This window comes from Actinomadura monticuli, assembly GCF_041463655.1.
Classification (GTDB): Bacteria; Actinomycetota; Actinomycetes; order Streptosporangiales; family Streptosporangiaceae; genus Spirillospora; species Spirillospora monticuli.
The window spans coordinates 60,940-79,858 of record NZ_JAXCEI010000019.1 but is presented as its reverse complement, the minus strand read 5'-3'; the positions used below and the strand labels follow the sequence as shown (position 1 = coordinate 79,858).

At 63.4% G+C, this 18,919-nt stretch carries 14 protein-coding genes and 1 pseudogene; 5 read left to right on the top strand and 10 right to left on the bottom strand.

Annotated features, from left to right (window positions below):
* Nucleotides 1–29: 29 nt before the first annotated feature.
* The 9 genes from SM611_RS31730 to SM611_RS31690 form a co-directional block, all read right to left on the bottom strand.
* Nucleotides 30–920, bottom strand: a complete 891-nt coding sequence (locus SM611_RS31730) for a type II secretion system F family protein (RefSeq protein WP_371954001.1) — start codon at nt 918–920, stop codon at nt 30–32.
* Complete coding sequence (locus SM611_RS31725) at nt 917–1,798, bottom strand: type II secretion system F family protein (RefSeq protein ID WP_371954000.1); 882 nt, start codon at nt 1,796–1,798, stop codon at nt 917–919. The genes SM611_RS31730 and SM611_RS31725 overlap by 4 nt, the downstream gene beginning before the upstream one ends.
* Nucleotides 1,798–3,168, bottom strand: a complete 1,371-nt coding sequence (locus SM611_RS31720; RefSeq protein WP_371953999.1) for a TadA family conjugal transfer-associated ATPase — start codon at nt 3,166–3,168, stop codon at nt 1,798–1,800. The genes SM611_RS31725 and SM611_RS31720 overlap by 1 nt, the downstream gene beginning before the upstream one ends.
* Entirely contained in the window at nt 3,165–3,974 is an 810-nt protein-coding gene (locus SM611_RS31715; protein WP_371953998.1) for a hypothetical protein, read from the bottom strand. The genes SM611_RS31720 and SM611_RS31715 overlap by 4 nt, the downstream gene beginning before the upstream one ends.
* Complete coding sequence (locus tag SM611_RS31710; protein WP_371953997.1) at nt 3,971–4,564, bottom strand: SAF domain-containing protein; 594 nt, start codon at nt 4,562–4,564, stop codon at nt 3,971–3,973. The genes SM611_RS31715 and SM611_RS31710 overlap by 4 nt, the downstream gene beginning before the upstream one ends.
* 119 nt (nt 4,565–4,683) lie before the next feature.
* The gene (locus SM611_RS31705; RefSeq protein WP_371953996.1) at nt 4,684–5,259 is read right to left on the bottom strand and encodes a hypothetical protein; all 576 of its coding nucleotides are present in this window, start codon (nt 5,257–5,259) and stop codon (nt 4,684–4,686) included.
* A gap of 186 nt (nt 5,260–5,445) precedes the next feature.
* The gene (locus SM611_RS31700; protein ID WP_371953995.1) at nt 5,446–5,994 is read right to left on the bottom strand and encodes a hypothetical protein; all 549 of its coding nucleotides are present in this window, start codon (nt 5,992–5,994) and stop codon (nt 5,446–5,448) included.
* 697 nt (nt 5,995–6,691) lie between these two features.
* Nucleotides 6,692–7,591, bottom strand: a complete 900-nt coding sequence (locus SM611_RS31695) for a BsuBI/PstI family type II restriction endonuclease (protein WP_371954051.1) — start codon at nt 7,589–7,591, stop codon at nt 6,692–6,694.
* A 200-nt stretch (nt 7,592–7,791) separates the two neighbouring features.
* Nucleotides 7,792–8,934: an Eco57I restriction-modification methylase domain-containing protein gene (locus tag SM611_RS31690; RefSeq protein ID WP_371954050.1), complete on the bottom strand. Its 1,143-nt coding sequence runs from the start codon at nt 8,932–8,934 to the stop codon at nt 7,792–7,794.
* A gap of 2,508 nt (nt 8,935–11,442) precedes the next feature.
* On the opposite strand from SM611_RS31690, the gene SM611_RS31685 reads away from it, so the two are divergent.
* Complete coding sequence (locus SM611_RS31685; RefSeq protein WP_371953994.1) at nt 11,443–12,459, top strand: DUF4238 domain-containing protein; 1,017 nt, start codon at nt 11,443–11,445, stop codon at nt 12,457–12,459.
* A 259-nt stretch (nt 12,460–12,718) separates the two neighbouring features.
* On the opposite strand, the gene SM611_RS31680 is transcribed toward SM611_RS31685, so the two are convergent.
* Entirely contained in the window at nt 12,719–15,079 is a 2,361-nt protein-coding gene (locus SM611_RS31680) for an AAA family ATPase (RefSeq protein WP_371953993.1), read from the bottom strand.
* A 559-nt stretch (nt 15,080–15,638) separates the two neighbouring features.
* Between SM611_RS31680 and SM611_RS31675 the strand changes: the two genes are divergently transcribed.
* From SM611_RS31675 to SM611_RS31660, 4 genes and pseudogenes are all read left to right on the top strand, one after another.
* Nucleotides 15,639–17,120, top strand: a complete 1,482-nt coding sequence (locus tag SM611_RS31675; protein ID WP_371953992.1) for a hypothetical protein — start codon at nt 15,639–15,641, stop codon at nt 17,118–17,120.
* Between the two features lie 275 nt (nt 17,121–17,395).
* On the top strand, nt 17,396–17,821 hold the full coding sequence (locus SM611_RS31670; RefSeq protein WP_371953991.1) for a hypothetical protein: 426 nt from the start codon (nt 17,396–17,398) through the stop codon (nt 17,819–17,821).
* A gap of 333 nt (nt 17,822–18,154) precedes the next feature.
* Nucleotides 18,155–18,400, top strand: coding sequence for a hypothetical protein (locus SM611_RS31665; RefSeq protein ID WP_371953990.1), 246 nt, complete (start codon nt 18,155–18,157; stop codon nt 18,398–18,400).
* A gap of 113 nt (nt 18,401–18,513) precedes the next feature.
* Nucleotides 18,514–18,720 (top strand): annotated as a pseudogene (locus SM611_RS31660) (helix-turn-helix domain-containing protein); the annotation flags it as partial.
* Nucleotides 18,721–18,919: the final 199 nt, after the last annotated feature.

Sequence of the window (18,919 nt, the reverse complement as noted above, 5' to 3'; positions counted from 1 at the left end):
CGATGCGTTGGTGCGGTCGTCCGGGGCGCTCAGCCGGACGCGAGAAGTTTGGAGAAGAACGGGAAGCCGACCAGGATCACGAAGCCGAGCATGAGCAGGCTGGTCGGTACCCACATGGCGGTGGTGCGGGAGTTGGCCTCGGCGCGCGCGGCGGCGGACGCCTCGTGCCGCATCGAGGTGATCTTGGCGACCAGGACGTCATGCATCTTGGCGCCCTCGCTCCCGGCGATCTCTGCCGTGTGCGCCAGGTCGATCAAGTCGCGGACACCGATCTCCTCGCCGAGCTGGGCGAGGGCTCGCCAGGGCTGTTGCTGGGCGTTCCGGGCGCGCGTCAGGGCCTCGTGGATCCGCTGGAACGGCCACCCCTCGGTAATCGTCGCGGGGTTCTCCAGCGCGGCGTTCAGCGCGGCTCCGGCCTCACGCTCCAGGACGACGAGCTGAAGGTAGGACGTGAAGGCGTACCGGAAATCGCGGCGGCGCTGGCGAGCCTGGGACCGCACATTCAAATCCGGGACCAGCCACAGCGTCGCGGCCAGGACGAACCCGGCGACAACCGGGAACATCCACGACGGTGAGCCGCCGGCCACCGCCACCAGGCCGCTGAAGACCGACGGCACGACGAGCCCGGTGATGAACAGGGTCAGCTTGTCGAGCATGAACCGTTCCACCGGGCGTCCGAGCAGCGCCAGATCAGTCCGGGGAACGGCGAGCAGCCCGGCCGGACGCGCGACACGGTCGACCAGCCACCGTCCTACGCTGTCCCGGGTGTTCAGACGCTCGCCGGTCGGCAGGTGACTCGGCACGAGCTGGACGCGGGCCAAGGCAGCGTCCAGCCGCGGCGGCGCGGGCCGGAGTTCGCCGATGAGCACGATGAGGCCGACAGCGACCAAGCACCCGGCGAAGGCGGCGAGCACGGTCACAGCTCGGCCCCCTGATCAGCGGGCGCGCGACGTGCGGTGTGCAAGAACCGCGCCCCGGTCGACAGCACAGACAGCCGTCGCATCCAACAAAGACCTGCCGAGTAGATCGCGGCTACCACGGCCATAACCGTCTGCCCGAGCGCGGTGCCGTAGGGCGCGGCGAACGTCTGCGACGAGGCGAACAACGCGCTCAAGACGACGACGGACGCGACGATGACGATCAGCGTCGTACGCAGCCCCGCGCGTTCAGCCTCGACGTCCCGGCGGACGAGAACCTCGTGTTCCACCGCGTCGGCAAGCATGCGCAACGCCTCTCGTGTCCCGGGGCCACGCCGCCGTGAGGCCAGCACCAGCGCGCATGCGATCAGATCGGCGATCGGGTCGTCCAGCTCGTCGGCGAACACCCGGAGCGCCTGCTCGGTGTTGGCGTGGTTGTTCAGCCGTTCCGAAAGGACGGACACTGGCGCGCGGATCGCCTCGGGCGCGATGCGGGCACTGTCGGCCAAGGCTTGCTCCAGGCCGCGGCTGGCGCCCATCATCTCGGCCAATCGTCGGGACCACTGCGCCAGTGCCTCCAGGCGCGCGATCCGGCGTTGCGATGCCCGTCCCGACAGCATCGGCGGAACCGCGTACGCCCCGGCACCCATCGCGAGGGCGGCGACCGGCCAGCCGGACAGCAGGAACACCGCGAGGGCCACCACGGCGGCGGCGAGCAACCGGTTACGGCGTCCAGGCCAGGCCGACGACCGCAGAACCGTCTGCAACCGCGACGGCGGGCGCACTCGCCGTTCCGCGGGCTCGGGTGCCCGAAGTCCAACCACGATCGCGAGGACGGCCCCGGCGGCGCACAGTCCGGCCAGGGCGGCGAGCAGGCTCATCACAGCCAGCCCCCTGCGTCCGGACTGGGCTTGAGTATCTCGGGGTCGAGCCCCTGCGCCACGAGTTCATCTAGCAGGGCGGCGCTGATGTGACCGCCCGCCGGTGTGGCTCGTCCGTCGGCCCCCGGAGTGAAGATGAGGTTGCGGGTCGGTTCGACCGCGTCCGCCGGTGGCCCGATCTCCATCACCTGCGAGACGAACCGTTCGTTGCTCGCCTGGTCGCGCTCCAGGTAGACGATCAGGGGCTCTGCCAGCCCGAACATCAGGTGCACGTCATCGGCCCCGAGGCCGATATCGGCACGGCGGCCGAGCTGGACAACACGGCTGAACACGTGTTCCGGCCGGTGGACGTGAAGGGTGCACATCGAGCCGCGCGCCCCGGAGTACATCACCTCCAGCATCGGCGCCAGCTCCCCATGCCGCGCCTCGCCCACGATCACCCGGTCGGGATTCAGGCGCAGGCACGCCGGCACCAGGTCCTGCAATCGGACCTCGCCCGCACCCTCGGCGTTGGCCTGCCGGGCCTCCATGGCGACGACATCGTGATGGCGATGCGCCAGACGCGGGTCGTCCAGAAACAGCTCGAAGTCGCTCTCCAACGTGATGACCCGCTCCTCGGGCGGAATCTCGTTGGCCAACGCGCGCACCAGCGTCGTCTTGCCGGTGTTGACCTCCCCGCACACGATGACGTTGCGTCGGGCCCGGATCGCCGCCTTCAGGAACGCTTCGAGGGGCTCGGTCAGGGTGCCGATGTCGGTGAGCTGCCGCAGCGTGACATCCACCAGCCGGTGTACGCGGATCGCCAGATGCGGGCGCCTGGACACCCAGCCCACCACGGCCAGCCGGACGCCGTCGGACAGCGCGGCGTCCAGCAATGGCGAGGCATGGGAGAACTCGCGGCCGGTGTTCCCGCGGCGCGCCAGCAGTTGAACCCACTCGATGAGGTCGTCATCGGTTTCGGCGACCGGTGGCCCCGGTCGCTTGGTGCCGTCGGTGTAGCTGATCCAGGTCTGTCGGCAGCCGTTGACGACGATGTTCTCGACGTCGGAACGGTCCAGGTACGGCTGCAACGGGCCGAGCCCGAACCTGCGGTCGAAGACCAGCCGAGCGATCTCACGCAGTCCCTCCGCCGACATCACCCGTCCGGACGCCAATAGCCCATGCGCCCAAGTCTGGACCTGCGTGTCTATGAGTTGCCGTGCCCGTATCCGGTCGATGCCGTCGACTAGGACGTCCACGAGCTGCGCGGAGACGTCACGGACGGCCGCCCATACGTCCGCGTCACCCGCCTCTTCAGGTGGTGTCGCCGCCGTGGGGTCGGCATAGCGGACTCCCTCCGGCCTGGCGAACGTCCAGCCGGACGCGCTCACCGGTCACCCCAAGCGCCAGCACCGGATAGAACCGGGCTGCGCTCGCCTCCATCATCCGTCGACAATGACTCGTTGGTCGCCCGGAGGCGCCGGCCGAGACATTTGAACGAGCGAAGAAGCAGCGAAGTCCTGAAGGTCCTGCGGGGCCGAGCACCATCGGAGAGCACCTGGGCGTCGGCGGGCGAGCACGGCAGCTCGGCCAGCACCGGTGTCCCAAGAACGCGCTCGACCTCCGCCGCGCTGTATGGCCCATCCATGAGCAGACACAACCCGATGGTCACGCGATCGTCCACCAGATCCCTCAGGGCATCGAGGCGCGGCCCGGCGACATCGACCTGCGTCAACGTCGGCTTCAACACCATGACCACGGTCTGCGCGGCCCGCAGCAAGTCATCCGGCGTGTCCTGCCCACCAATGCGCCCCAGGTCCGCGATCACATCACCCGGCCGAGACACCAACGCCCCGGCCAGTCGGCCCCACAACGACCCAAGGCGCACACCGTGCCGAGGATCGCGGACACCGTGCAGCAGCTCCACGAAGTCCGCGCCCGGAACAGGGACCACATACTCCTCCAGCGGAAGCCGAGCGGCCGACCCCGACTCGGCGGCCATCGCCAAACCGAGCAACCCCGAGCCGGCCGACTCGCGAAGCCGGTCCGCCATGAAGCCCGGCAGCACACGGCGCCCCATCGGGTCGCACTCAGCCAGCAGCAGCTCGCTCGGCCAGGTCATGGCCAGCCCCAACGCGGTAGTCGTGACGCCCGGCGATCCGCCCGGCGAGACCATGCAATGCAGCGCCACGGTCAACCCCGCCTTTCCGTCACCACGAGGACGACCATCCCAGCGGCCGCCTGCCGCGCCACGGCGCTGCTGTCGGCATCGGGCACGATCAAGGACACCGTCATCGCGCCCTCGGCGTCCGGTCCGTCCACCTCATCGACCACCGCGGCGACATCCCGCAGGGCGGTGGTCTGTGCGCGGCTCTCCGAAACGCCGGCCACGGGTTCCTGTCCCTGATTGCCGAAGGTGAACACCACCCGGACACTCCAGCCGGGAGCCAGCCCGGGCGGTATCGCGCTCGCTTTCAACGGCACGGTGACCAGTGCCCGTCCCTCAGGAGGGCTCTGTTCCGTCGTCAGTTGCGATGCCGCCAGGAGCGTTCCCTTCCGCAGCCCCACGGCGGCCCGCTGCCCGACGATCTGCTCGAGTTGGCGGCTCGGGATCACGGTCACGCCCGGCACCACCGGGACGCGAGCCCTGTCGAGATCGGCTTGCGTGATCTTGTGCCCGACCGCGACATCACGTGCCACCCTGACGACCGAGACCCGTTCGCCCGAGGAGCGGAACAGGTACACGTTGGCCGCCACAGCCAGCACCAACAGCAGTACCGCCGCCACGATCACCCCTGGACGGCGCTGCCGTGCCAGTCGCTTGGACGACGGCGCACCCGCACCGCCAACGGTTTTGGCAGCGATGGGCCCCGGCAACACTCGGCCACTCGATTTCATACCTATCCTCATCCGTAAAGGGCCTGTGCCTCGGCCACCCGCAACCGGAAGGTCGTGGACCGGCTCAGCGGCGGAAGCGCACCACCGGATCCGTCAGAAGCGCGCCACGTGCCGCCCCACAGCACGGTCACTCGCACCCGATACGCCTGACCGGGCTCACGCAACGACGACCGCGCGAAGGTGTAGGAACAATCGGTGCGCTGCGACGCGGCCGACCGGGTCTTGTCATAGGCCGTACCTGGTCCCGAGCATCGGACGACCGTCTCGCCGGGCCCCGGGGCGATCGTCATGCTCTGCGGACGAGCAGTCACCTCAACCCACACGTTCCGAGCCGCCGCCCGACCGCTCAGCGGAGGCCAATTGGTCACCCAGAACCACTCGGGCAGCCCCACCAGTCCGCCGCTCTGACGCGGCGGCGCCGTCCGTACAGTCGGCGCCGGAATGGGCATACGCGCCCACTCGGTCAACGCCAACTCGGCCGGAGAGACCCCGCCGCCGCCCTCACCCGCTTCCGGGCAGACCACCTGCACGTATTCACTCAGCGCCTGGCAATCACGCCGGACCGGCTCCTGCGGAGCCTCCACGTAGCCCCCACCCGACTGAGCGGCAGGCGGTCGCCGTCCACTCGCAGGCCGGCCGCCGTCCTGGGCACCGAAGTTGTAACTGTAAAAGTTCGCGTCTGGCGGAATTGGATCCTGCGGCGGCGGCGCTGCGACGAAAGACGAAATCAGAAGACCAACTCCGAGCATGGGCGCTACGACTTCCACTCGTCAGCACCCTTCCCCGATCATGATGGACTTCCTGACCCGCCACTTCCCATCAGAGCCCTTCACCAAGAGCGCCTTGGCATGCCCCTTCCCAACCCCACGTTTAATCTTCTTGCCCGTAATCGAGTTTCGAATTCCAGCGCCACTGGAGTTCTGGCAGTCAAAAACCGTGGCGCCACTCGAAGTCAACTGGACACTTCTTATGTGAACAACCACGCGGCCATAAGTCGTGATGTGCTGCTTTTTCATCACGTCAATACGTCGCATCACACGCGAGAGCTGAGGATCGACCATGACCGTAGCGAGGTCACGCTTACGAGACTCAACGGGGAGAGAATCCGCACGATCCAGCATAGCGACGAACTTTGTGTAAGCCGACGCCACAGCATCCTCATTCGTCACTGTCGATGAGGGCAACGGAGTAATAGAATTCGTCGACGAAGGCAAGGCAACAGCTTCCAGACCCCCACCGCAACCCGAACAGATCAAGATCGCGACCGCGACACCGAGCCACCAAAACCGATGCGCCACCCGCTTGTCAGTACCAGACAAGTCCCACCTTCATGCACTTGATCGTTTGCGCGCGTTACCGCGACATCAACGTCGAGCGATAGTAGGTGCAGGTTGGCCACCTTGCCTACACGTCACAGCGTCAGGAAGGTAAATCTCTTCACAATAAAATTCGGACCATTCACCATAAATCCCATGATATGCACAGTCCCACGACTCGCATCGATCCGGCAGAAAGTCAGAGGGTATGCCGCAACTCGAAGCCCCGTCCTGGACTTACTGGCCGAACAGCGGATCGGACGGAATCACTGCAACCGTGACAGACTCCCAGCGCTCATGAATGTACCGCGCCGATAGAGTTCACCCTACGCGTCCATCATGATAGTTACCGGCGTATACCGCCCGCACCGTGATAGCATGATGCGTCTGGATGTCCTCAAGACCATGTCTCTGGTCTCAACCACGGTGCATAAGTCCACGTGTTACGACATCTACGCCGCCTTGGCGATTTACGGCAATCCGCGTCGAGCGTACCTCAGCATCGAATCCGGAGACTACAAGATGAAGCGACCACCTCCCCATCTAGAGAGTGTGATCGCGACAGTAAACAGACAATCTATCAAGTGCTCAATAGATAGCATTCGACTCGATTGCACGAGCCGACCAAACTTAGAGTATTAGTATTCGATCACACAGAACCGGGAATTCCACAGGCGGAGTGCATTTGTCCTTCAATAAGCTATTCTGACGTGCCTATCTCTCGCCAGGAAAGTTCACAGTCGGGCTCAGCCGAATACCAGGCAAACGTTCCGACCGCAAGATCCTTTAAGCGCCGTCGAGACGCATTATCGTTCCGATCAATAAAAGCGGACAAGAACCGGCACGATTCAACCGGAATCCGCTGCTCCGTTGCCCAACGTAGCAACTGACGGCGCCGGTCCTCCGTAACCGGTCCGTCCGACGCAACTGCTTCGACAACCCAAAAGGTAGCCGGTTCAGCGCCGATATCTACGATTACAGCATCTGGCAATAGATTTCTAGCGTCGATCGCTATATTAAGCGCACGAAGACGTGCTGCATCAGCGATGTACACCTTGTCGCCGGGCTCGGAAATCGAAAGTACCACCGGATCCAAGAGGCGCTTAGGGGCCCACTCCTCAATCACCCCACGAAGGATCATCGAAGCATCGCCTGGCTCGAGTGAGCGCATCGTCCCATCTGGGAGTCGAACGTCAACCGCATGCGCTGCTCGTTCCCGATTACGGTACGTCGCGATACGCAGTCGGTTGCCAGGTGACATGTGTGAATCGCGCCACTCCTCGACAGCAGGGAGCAGTGCGTCAGCCGTCAGAGAAGGAGCGAAGAGATCGGCGAACGTCTCGGTCAAAGCCCAACGGGGCCGGCTACTCGTGGTCGGGATTCCTGGACGAAAACGAAGCGCCCCGTGGTCCATCCACGCTGGGAAGGTCTCGTCTCGAAGAGTCTCTCGAGAGTTGTCTCGGTACCAAGAGGCGGCTTCAGGAAGTCCCCATTCTTGTTGGAGCGCTTCTACCGCGCGCCGGCCTCCGGGTCCCAGTGCGGCCTTGCGCCAAGCCACTCGGTCGGCAGGGTCCTCGCGCGCGTAGACGTCATCACTCATCCATAGGCAGAGACTCGGTCGTGCCCACGTAGCTGTTGCTGGCAGATCGTCAATGTCCGGTACAACCGCATCGATGTAGAGCATCGCTGCCAGAGCAGCGGCGGCGAGTGGATTGGACAGGACCGGATCGAAGGCTGCCCGGGGAAAGATCAGCGCGAGCCGGTCCTTACATTCCTGTCGTGGCAACAGTGGTCGCACGGTCAGTCCCTCGGTGTGTAGGCAGCAGCGACAGCGCGCTGTAGCTCCTCTCCAGAGAGACTATTCCACGAACGGACGATTTTCGCATCTGGGAAGGGCAATGACTCCAACTCGTAGGCGCTCACTGCTACGGAACCAGAGAAGCAGCGCATGACCCGGTCCAGGGTCTCAGTCCACAGTACAGCGGCGAGCGTCTCAGGGGTCAACAGGGGTGCGTCATGGATCGGACGCAGAACGTTGACATGGTTCTCGACAACTACCCCCCCACCCCACTTGTCGATAAGGCTCTCGGAAAGATGCACCGCTACTATTCGGCGCGGCTGTTCTGGAGCTGTTGTTCGCTGCACCAGGACTGCGGGACTTCTTAGGACTAGCACTTTCTCGTCAGTGCCTTGTAGTCGAATGTAACGCAGCTCATCGCGGGCTTTGTCGCGATGCAATCTCCCTCCGTCAATATCGGCTGCCCATATAATGCGCGTTGCTCCCCTCAATGCGCGAAATGTGAGGTCATCTTTGCGCCTGTTCCACACAAGCGGGCCGGTTGAGCAGCGATAGCCAATGTCGGCTAGCCGCAAAGGAAGGCGAGCTGCTGCGGCTCCAGTAGGCGCATCGTCAGCACGCCGAGGAAGAAGCCACGGACCAGCACCACGGGGTGACTTTACCTTTGCAACTTCTTCAATATTTCCATTGATACTCGCAATAGCCGTCCGTCGCGGTCTACGTCGACTAAACACAGCAAGGCAGGTTTCCTGGATAACGTCTGCGAACGAACCATCTCGATCGACCACAAAAGTTGCCTCACGAAGAGGGGCTTCTCTCGACAACGTCTCACGCAACTTGGAGAAATAGAGCCCACTCGTGAAGCTTGTCGGAACAAGTGCCGATAGGACACCCTCGCTGTCCAAGTCGTCAAGCGCGGAAGCTATAAAAAGGCTATACAGGTTCGCATGCCCGTAGAGAATATGCGACCAGCGCTGACGCTCTTCAGAGGCCAGCCGGACCCGCCCGTACGGAGGATTCTGAAGCTCAACGCGAGCTAGTCGGCCAGACCTTTCCAATCCGTCACCACATCGAGCCAAAGATGGAAACGGCCTGCGTCTCGAAGCCGGTACGGCTGCCAAGAGTGGCAATGCCTCGGCTGCCATCACGATATTCGCTAGCCACACGGCATTGGGATCCGAATCCACACCTTCGATGAGGTTTGGTAGCGCGGCCAATGCAACCTCGGCATCCGTCCGAGCAGAAGCTCTGACGTATTCTCTCAGAGGAGGCAACAGCAAGGCTCCTGCACCACACGCGCGGTCACGAATAAGTCCGGGAAGATGGGTTGCCTTAGCCGGAAGTTGCATGGATCGTCGGGTCATGCTCCAGAGATGCTCCGCAAAGTGACTAGGCGTGTAGTGTCGGCCATGTCTAGCACGAACACCCGGCGATAGGGCCGCAACGTATGCCGCACCTAGTTGTTCGCCGGATGTTTGTTTGTTGATAGACGGGTCGGATGCAACCAGGAGTGTTGCCTCGGAGAGGGAGTTTTCGACGGCTACATCCACGTCTAGCCAGCGGCCCGCCAAGCCGGCCTCGCGTGCCCGGGATTCCCACCAGGCAGGGACGCCCGCTAGTACAGCAGCAGCCTTCTCAGGCAGGGGACCTGCAGGATCTGGTCCTGCGACATTGCTACGAGAACCCCTGGAGCCAAGGGCACGGGCACTCAACGGAACCGTCATCTCGGCTTCTCCAACAGGTGACAGCGCGCAATCATGGCCTGAGTCTGCCACAAGCCGCCGACATTTTCAGCAGAAACAAAAGGAGAGCTTGGTTCGGCACTAATGACGCTTGTTCATGACATTCTCAACTATATATACGCAACCAGAACATTTATACACTTACTTGATTATAGCAGTAACGTCATGGTTGCATCCTACCGCCCCCCTCCGAAGCCGCCGCGATTAGGTACTCATCACCCCTTGAGGCAAGCGCGGATGCTGCGTGATTACCAGAGACCAATCGTTTAACAATTTTTCCGTCGATGTAACATGTGAGCGTTGAACGGCGCCGCTCCCAGCCCGTGTGTTTCTTAGAGACAGATACGCGTAAATGACGATGGCGATAACGCAAGAGTAGCTTGACTTCTAGTCCTCGATGCGCGGCAACTCTTATCCGCGGTTCCTTCGAATGTCTCTCGACCTGAACCTTCCAGCCATTCAGGCGAAGTATTGATAGGTCCGACAGAATCACAGGTGGAAGCTGAACCCAGTCAGCCGGATCCAGCACGACGTACATACACGTAATCACACCAGAACCAAGACACGATTGCAAGAAGATTCGCAACAGCAGTAGCAATGTCGCGTCCCCAGTCAGGAGCTCATCACCGTGCTCCCGCATGCTCTCTAGAAGTCATCTCCGAGGCTGGGGAGACCTGAGTCCCGTGACACAGGGCTGTTCCAGTTCCCCTGCCGCAGCCCTGTCTTCCCAGCCTCGTTGCTTGGGCGAGTCACCACCAGGCCAGACCTGTCGCGGCACGCCACAGCACGTCGCGATGGCCGCAAGTGATCTCCGCGATGTCCCGACAGGTCCCAGGGGTGCTATCAAGGCAGCGGCAACTACTTGAGCGGAAGCCCCTGGTTGTAAAGCCCGACCGCATCGTTGCTAGCTAGCTAGCGGTGGGCATCATCGACGGTGAACGTGCGGGCAATCAACAGCCAGCCGGTCGTCGCGCGGGCGCCGCTTCTGCCTCCGCGCAAGTGCACCTCCTACCTACTCGAACCGACGCTGGGTAGATCTATCTCGCACCTTGGCGCCAGTTGGCACTCGGGCCGGGATGCCGCTAAGTCCTAGGGGAGGTGTTTAGCCCACCGGGACGCGGTAGACGTCGCCGATCGGTGATGTCCGCATGTGACATTGGACGCCGGGGCGGGATGAGACGCCTCAGGAGCTTGCGGTCGGCGGCCTTCGCCGGGTTGAGAACCGGCAACCCCCGTGCGCCTCACAAACCTGCGGCCGTGCGCCGGCAACGCGCACGAGAACACCTCACTCCACGTCGAACCGCCAGACCTGCCCGGACTTTAGTACTGGCACCGAGACGAGCGTTGATGTCCCCCGGTCCGCCACCGGTACGAACCGGTCGACATCCCGCCCTCGGCCCCGGATGGCACAGGGGGCGGCAGTCGAAGAGCACGCAATGAGCGCGCCGTACAACAGCAAACCAAGGGTGCGTCTTCCCCAAGCAACAGCTCGCCACCGCCCTCAAGGCGCTCGTGTAACTCGGTCCCGCCGCGCCTGGCCACATCGACATCGCCGACGAGTAAACTCCAGAAAGTCGTGGACGAGGACCATGTCCAAGACAGGTTGTACACGCCCAGCACCGCGAGCTGGCACGACTCATGTTTCGTGTTGCAGTGCATGGACCTCTTGGTGTCGATAGACTTCTTTCGTGTTTGCTCAGCTGAGCACGGCCATTTGCTCATTGGGCGATTGGTGGTCGCGTTGGTCCTCCGCCGCCAACTACTTGCCTCGTCCCGATCCGGCATACCTTCGCGTGATCGAGCAGCGCGCCAGCGGCAGCAAAGCACCTTGACGAAGACAGAGAACTCTCACCACCTCTCAACCATGGAAAACAAGTAGCGTACGAGCGAGTTTTCAACTATCATAAATTTATGAAAAAGATCCAAAAATTAAAGCGGCGTCACCACACCGTGCCACGCTTCCACTTGAAGCGATTTGCAAATGAACACGGGCGACTAATTCGCGTGGCTCTACCAGGAGATAAAAGCCACCCCATCTCTGTGAACGACGCAACGGTAGAGAAGGATTTTTATCTCCTCGAGGACGAACAGGGGACTCAAAGCGATGCCCTCGAAGACCTATTAAGCGAAGTTGAAGGCAACGCTGCAAAGGGTGTCCGCAACATAGTTGACGAACACATTTGGCCAATCACAGGTAAGACCAGAGAAAGCGTCGCCGCCTGGGCGGCAAGTCAGGCACTCCGCACAACTTCTCAACGGCAATCAAGTAGTGAGATCGCCGACATAATGTTGAAAATGCAGATTGGCATAGGCGGGAAGCCTCAAGTACGGCATGTACTTCGCGACCGCCTGGGTCGAGAACCGACCGATTCAGAAGTGGCCACCAATTGGGCTACGCTTAGCAACTTCGATTCCTACGCTGTTGAGTCCCACCCACATAATCACTTGAAAATCATGCTTTCCCTTTGGCCGGATACTACGGCGATGTTCTGCGCCCGGGGATGGACAGTCGTCCGATTCGAGCGTAAAGCTTTAATCACTTGTGATGCTCCCGTCTACCTAGCGCCTGCCCCGGATCACCCCGAGTGGGCCGGTATTGGACTAGCAACAGCAGGAACGATACTTGTCCCGTTGGATCGAAGGGTTGCGCTTCTCATGGGAGAGGTCGGAGCTCCCGACGCGAGAGCAGCAGGGACAACCCTGCTCTATAAGCAGTACAATCAAGCACTGGCGTGGAACGCTCGCACGGCAATCTTTCATCACCCAAACGATCCACTTTTCGACGGGCTAGAACTACCAGAGCCCAAGAAGCGCATCATGGGAGGGTACGACCAAGTCAAAGACCTGATTTTTCCTGAAGGAATTGGCGCTCGATTTAAAGCCGCGAACACAAAAGCTGCGACTCCACAGGCCGATACCGATGCATGAGGTTTTATTTGTTCCCACCGTGATGCGGTAGACATCTTGTTTGCAGTCAGGGGCGGCACCCCCGATAGCATCAGGCCCGCATGCGGGTTGCTTGCGGACCCGGACTGCCACGACGGATGCGGTACGGATGACTAGTCCCCCACCGTGATGTTGCGGACTTCGCCGATCGGTGCGACGGCCGCCATGGGCAACGTTTCCCCCAAGCCGAGCTCTTCGCGTTCCCATGGGGTAATCCTGTGTCCGAGCGGCCACGACCAATTTACTCTTCCTGAGCCTTGTTGACCTCGCGGTAGACGAGGGTCTCCAATGCGTCGCGGAAGGCGCGGAAGTCTTTGATCGGTTCGGTTGGCTCCTCGTCTAGCTCGAACGTGCGTCTCACGGTCCGGATCTGACTCTTTAGGTCCTCGGCATCGATGGAGTTGTCGAGACCCGCCTCGATCTCTTCGAGCAGTAGTGTGGCCTCTTGCCGGGTCGCGCCAGCCGCGTAGTCCAAAATGAATGACCGCTTCAGCCGCTTGATCTTGGCGCTGGTCTTCTCACTGGTGATCTCCCGCATGGCTTGGCGTTGCCTGCGGCCCAGCTCGCGGAAGAGCATCCGGAAGTTGCCATCCATGGTCGCTGTCACCTCGCCGCGGTCTTCATCGTTACGGACGATGTCCATCACACTTCTGGCGAAGCCCACCTTGTCCAGATGGAACCCGGCTATCTTGCTCGCGGCGGCGGCTTCAAGGGCGTCATGAGTGCCGGCGCAGTCCGTGAAGGACACATCCTTAGCCTTGAGTGTCTGTATTTTGGCCGCTTCGTCTGGTTCCAAGAAGTCGGCTGCGTACCGCTTAACCGCCGCGACACCGATATCAAGCGGTACCAGATCCTCGATGGCAACAACGTTGCCGCTAGGGAGCGTGCTCACGATGTCTTCCGTTGGAAGATCTCCCAACTGAAGGACGAACTTCGAATCGATCAGCGGCTTGCCATTCGGTCCGCGTTTGAGTGCCTTGCGTGCCTGGTTACCCGAGTCGTCGCTGTCGAGTAGGACGATGACGGCGGGTCGGTCGACGTCCCTACCCCGGGCGAGGTAGACCAGGTACGGGATGTGCGGCGCCGAGCCCGCTGGCACCAGCGTCAAAGTGTTGAGGTCCAGACTTTCCAGCGACGCTATTCTCAGCCGCCGTAGACGCGCGGACATGCCCGCGAGCAGGATCTGGTCGGACATGCCCTCCAGCATCAGGTTGCAGTTGCTGATGAAAGTCGTCTCGCCGACAAAGCTGCCGAACGCCGATCGCAGCGGTTCGTAATGGTTGCGCGCGGCGTTGCGCACCACGCGGGTGCCTTCGTCGCCCTCGCCCTTCTCCAGGACCCGGATGCGTTCACCGTGGTTCTTGTCGATGAGGAACGGGGAGTGCGTCACGTAGACAACCTGACAGGCTGCACGGTCAGGGTCCTGCGGGTCGGCGAAGTCCTCGAAGATGCGCAACAGATCCTGCTGGCCGGAGGCGGACAGATAGGCGTCTGGTTCATCCATCAAGAGCACCTCACGAGCGCCGGACTTTGGTGCGTCATGAGCGAGGTACTGCACGAAGTAGCTGAGGAAGTACTTCAGGCCACCACTGCGCTCGTCAGCGGAGTACTCCGTGCCGGTCCGGTCCCTGATGGTGAAGACCAGATCCTGGTCACGCAGGGTCAGCAGGAGTTGGAACTGATGGTCCTGAGACCACCACTTGGGGAAGTTGAGCGATTCCGCCAATGCGCGGTTCATCCGCTCAACAATCCCGTTGGCGAAGCCGTCCTTACTGGCGTCCACAGCCTTCAGAAGCTCCTGGAAGGCTGTCCTGTCGATCTTCGCCACCTTCAGCAACAGGTCGTCGGCGAGCGCGAGCTGCTTGTCATGCTCCTCGGTCGGCTGGCTCGCCGCCGTAAACGCGGTCATGAGCCTGGGCGCCGCCGCGGTGATCTGCTCCTGAGAGCCAAACCAGGACGGGGCGTTATCAAAGATGGTGTTGAGGAAGGACTGGCGCTCCTTGCGGGGACCGGTTCGCAGTGACCTCTTTCCCTCGGCCAGATACTTGACCGGCACGCTCTCCGGAAGCGCAACCGTTGCGTCGATCTCGAACCACTGGGGCAAGATGCCATCGAGGAACTTCTTCTCCTTGATGACATACTTGACCCACTCGTCGCCCTGCCGGACGTAGACGATGGGGGCCCTGGCCCCGATGCGGAACAGCGAGAAGCTGTCGACTTCATCGTCGAGCGCAGCTTTGCAGGCTTTCGCCAAGGCTTCCCGGTCGCTCACCTCCAGTTCCTTGAACTCCAGCCCGAAGTCGGGGAACGCCATCGACCTGTCCACAGCGAAGAACTGCGAATACCGACAGAAGTCGCCGCGCTCGATAGCTTGACCGGTGAGCGCGTGCTTGATGGCCGAGAGCAGTTGACTCTTGCCGGACTCGTTGGCCCCGACCACGGTGGTCACGCCGTCTTCGAGTGGCACCTTGACGAAGGGATACTGCAAGCCGTCGGGCTCCAGCACATCCCAGGGATCGGGGACGAATCCTTCATGCGCCTTGCGGAGGTAGTCGAAGTTGAACGAACGGAAGAAGCGGATGTAGACGGTAGCGATGAACATCCATGCCTCATTCCGTCCGGGCGATGCTCGACATCTGGTCATGTTACTGCTCGACTACGACAGTCGGGCAGGCGTTCGGCCATGAATCCCGTCGTCGATCGGCCTCGGCGATCTTTCAAAGCGAGTGTCTGCTGCGGCAACGGAAGGGACCTGGGCTTTGGTGACGAGGCTGGATCGGGGGGCCATGGGCCGTAGACGCCTTCTGGCGACCTCGCCCGACATGGCCCGGTCGGACGCATCCGTGCTCCAGCCTGCCCGCTCGGCCACAGTGTGCACCCGGAAGGGATCGGGGCGCGACTGCGCCTGATCCCGCTCCTGCACGCTGCCACCTCCAACCGGTCGGTCGTGGCCTGCTCCCTGCACCCGGCAGGAGCCATTGTGGTGACGAGGAGCCGGTGCACTCGGCAGGCGTCGGCGTCTTCCTCACTTCCTCATCGACTCCAGGACGTTGTCCATGTACTGCGCGGCGGACGCAGCGCGGTAAAAGCTTCCTGCGGGCGGCTGGCTGAGTGTGGCATCCTGAACGGTTCGGCATTTCTCCGACCGACCGGGGGCGGTAGTGCAGGAGTTTCGTTCGCTGGAGCAATTGCGGGACGTGGACGAGCGGTCTCGCCTGTTCGGGCCGTTCGGCTTGGGTGCGGCGCTTTCGGATGACGACACCGTTCAATTCGCGCAGGCGGTACTCGCCCAGGGCTGCAGCCTGAAGGCCCCGGTAGGAGACGCCACCCGCCGAGCGCATGAGCGCCTGTGCGGGGCATTCCTGCTGGGGGCATTGTCGTATGAGCAGTACACCCTGGTGGAGGAACGGGCCCCGGTTGTGCTGGAGTTGGCCCTGCGGGAACGGTTCATGCAGTGGAGCGGTGGCTCCGTCACCCTGCAGACGCAACCGGGGACCGCGCGCCGCTACCAGGTGGCCTCCTACGAGCAGGTACAGCAGACGACCGCGCGGCTGCGCGCCGCCGCCCGTTCGGCGACCACTCGACGCCAGGGCCGCGGTCGCGTGCGGACGCCGCGTGTTCTGCTCCACGTCGATGAGGCAACCATGGTGCCGTTCGGCGGGGGACTGGCGGATCTGCGCGGGTGGGCGCGGGCGGCGGGGCTGCTGCGCGGGCAACGCAGCCGTTCCCGTGAGCAGTCGCTGGTCAAGCTCCGCAACGAAGTCTGCCACCCCAGCTCCAGTGCACTGTTCACCCCGGTCGATGCCGCTCAGACGCTGCGTCTGGTGACCGAGTTCGTCAACCAGCTGTGGGGCAGCCCGACACCCGGCGGGCAGATGTTCCCGGCGCCGCTGCAGCGGACCATCGTCGCGATCAGCTGGAACGACACTGGCACGGTGCGGCAGGAGCCGGCCGGCAACCTGCTGGCAGACTCGGCCGACGACGGCCACGAGCACGTGATGGTCCGCAGCGTGTGGAGCGACCCGGTCACCGGTGGCCCCGACGATCGATGGTGGAGCGATTTCCGGGCCCGCTGGGAGACCACCACCTACCCGGCCGATTACCTGTGGGGTCCCGGGTCGCGCAGCAGCGCCGCGGCGTGGCTGCAAGGCTTCGCGGCGCCCCACGCCACCACCGGTGAAGTGGTCGACGACGCGGTAGAGGTGATGGACCGGGTGTTCCTGGTCGTTGTCCAGTACGACATCGTCCGGGCTCCGATGCGTCCGCAGGTCGCCGCCGGCCTGGCCGCGAGGCTTCCCAAGACCCCGGCCACAGCCGCAGCGGCGGAGGCGGAGGGGGAGGGGGAGGGGGAGGGGGAGGGGGAGGAGTGCGCCGGCGTCTGGCACACCGTGTGCGCCGACACCCCTGCCGACGCCTTCGGACACGTCCGCGCCCGCACCGAACACCGCAACGGCGGCGGCCACTCCGCCTGCGGAGAGTGCCGAGTGTGCCCGGCCCGGCAACTGGGGGAGGGCACCCTGTCGCAGGCACTGGCGGCAGCCGAGAAAGTCATGGGCACGCTGACCCCAGCCGACCCGCCGCCGGTCGCCGTCCCCTACCTGCGGCACTGGCCCGCCTCAGCGCTGCCCGACCCGCCCGGGTGATCAGGTGTTCCCCGCGCGCACGTGGAGGTACGTTTGGATCAGTTAGACTGAGGAAGCGCGATAGTCGATGACTGAACGCAATCGCATGTGAAGACAGGCGCTCGCTACCCGAGCACCCGGCGGGATAATGGTCCATCCGCTGTGAAGGCGGGAGAACCTACCGCAGACGGTGGAGCTGCCCTGATCGGATGCGAGACCTAACTAAAAACCGGCATACGCCACCGTCAGACCACTGCCTTTCTCGGGTCCCGCAGTCGGTCTCGGAGGTCTGTGCCGTGTCCGTCTCGCAGCTATTCGTCGCCCTTAAGTCCCTGGCTGACTCGCCGTGGGTTGTTGTTGTGGTTGTGCTGCTCGTCCGCTTTCCTCGCATCGTCGCCTCGCTGCTCGTCCCTTTTGCCACCTGGCGGGCGCTGCGAGATCCCCAGACCGTCCAAGGGGCCGCGCTGGATAAGAGCCGCAGCCATCGTCTGGCGGTCTTGACGGTCATAACCTCCCTGCTCAAGAAAGACGCGCAGGACCAGACGGCCACCGACACCGCAGGATCGAAGCCGCCGCTACCCAAAGGCGACCACTGCTGCTACCGGTCGCGGAATTCCTCGCGCTGGCCGCCACCGTGGTCAAAACCGCCCGCCGAACCGTCCCCTGGCCCACCAGGCGCGGCCAAGGGGCTGACCGGCACGAGGAGGCAAACGACGCGTTAGCCTCGGTCACGCCGCCGGCGTGCTGGACGGCGCGGCCCTCACCCCGCACACCTGGCGCCAGCAGGATCACCCACATGCTCGACGCGCTGTATGAGCGAACGGCGAGGCCGCTGCCTGCAGGAGGCGGATCACTTTCCGTGTCTCGGAACGATCTGTTGCGGCTGGTTGCGGGCGCGCCGTTGCGTGAACCACGCGGCGTGAGCGGGGCGTCTGATCGGCATGGGTGAGGTGGCGCCGGGCGGCGCGACAGAAGGTCCTGAGCGACCGGGCGAACAAGGAAGACCGCAACCAGCGAGGGAAGAGGCAGCCGGGCTGTGGCCGATCCGGCGGGCGTTGACGACCGCGAGCATCACCGCGGTGACGGGCTTGATGACGGCAGTGCTGGCGGTGCTGGGCTTGCCGCACCTGCAGCACATCGAGGCTCTGCCGCTCTCCCAGCTGCTGGACGTTCTCAAGCTCGTTCTCGGGACCGTCGCCGGCGTCGGCGCGTTGTTCGCGCTGGTGATGACCTACCGGCGGCAGCGCCTGGCCGAAGTCGCCGACGACCGGGACCAGCAGCGCGCTCGGCTGGACGCCTAGCTGTACTCGGTCGTGAGGTTGGTGACACGCCGGGGCTGGGGGTTGATCAAAGCGAAGACCTTCGAGTGCGGTGGAGATAGCCGTCTTCACCTGTCTCGGAGGTCTTCACGGGCCACGCTAATGCACGGTTGACCGTCCACGGCCGTCGTCTGCTGGTCGAGCGTGTCCGTGTGCAGGGACGCCCGGTCGCGCACGTCGCGCGGAAGTTGGGAGTGTCGCGGCAGTGCGCACATCGCTGGGTGCAGCGCTATGACGCCCACGGGCCGGCCGGGCTGCACGACCGCAGCTCGCGGCCGCGAGGAGCATCCAAGTCTTCGCCCATACGCATCACGTGATCGGGCCTTTTAATCCGTGCCGCTAGGACAGCGGCGGGAACTTGAGAAGCTCCTGGGCTCGAATCAGCAGTGGAATACCACTATGCCTAGTCTTTGCACTCTGCCTGTCTTCAGACAATACGGATCCCGATAACGTTGGCCCGTGCGCACATGGGGCGCACGGGCCGTAACACGGCTGCATTGG

Bases quoted from the DNA above. Each gene is read 5' to 3' on its own strand.
- SM611_RS31695 (WP_371954051.1), bottom strand. From the start codon at position 7,591: ATGAGTGATGACGTCTACGCGCGCGAGGACCCTGCCGACCGAGTGGCT.
- SM611_RS31690 (WP_371954050.1), bottom strand. From the start codon at position 8,934: ATGGCAGCCGAGGCATTGCCACTCTTGGCAGCCGTACCGGCTTCGAGA.
- SM611_RS31685 (WP_371953994.1), top strand. From the start codon at position 11,443: ATGAAAAAGATCCAAAAATTAAAGCGGCGTCACCACACCGTGCCACGC.
- SM611_RS31680 (WP_371953993.1), bottom strand. From the start codon at position 15,079: ATGTTCATCGCTACCGTCTACATCCGCTTCTTCCGTTCGTTCAACTTC.
- SM611_RS31725 (WP_371954000.1), bottom strand. From the start codon at position 1,798: ATGAGCCTGCTCGCCGCCCTGGCCGGACTGTGCGCCGCCGGGGCCGTC.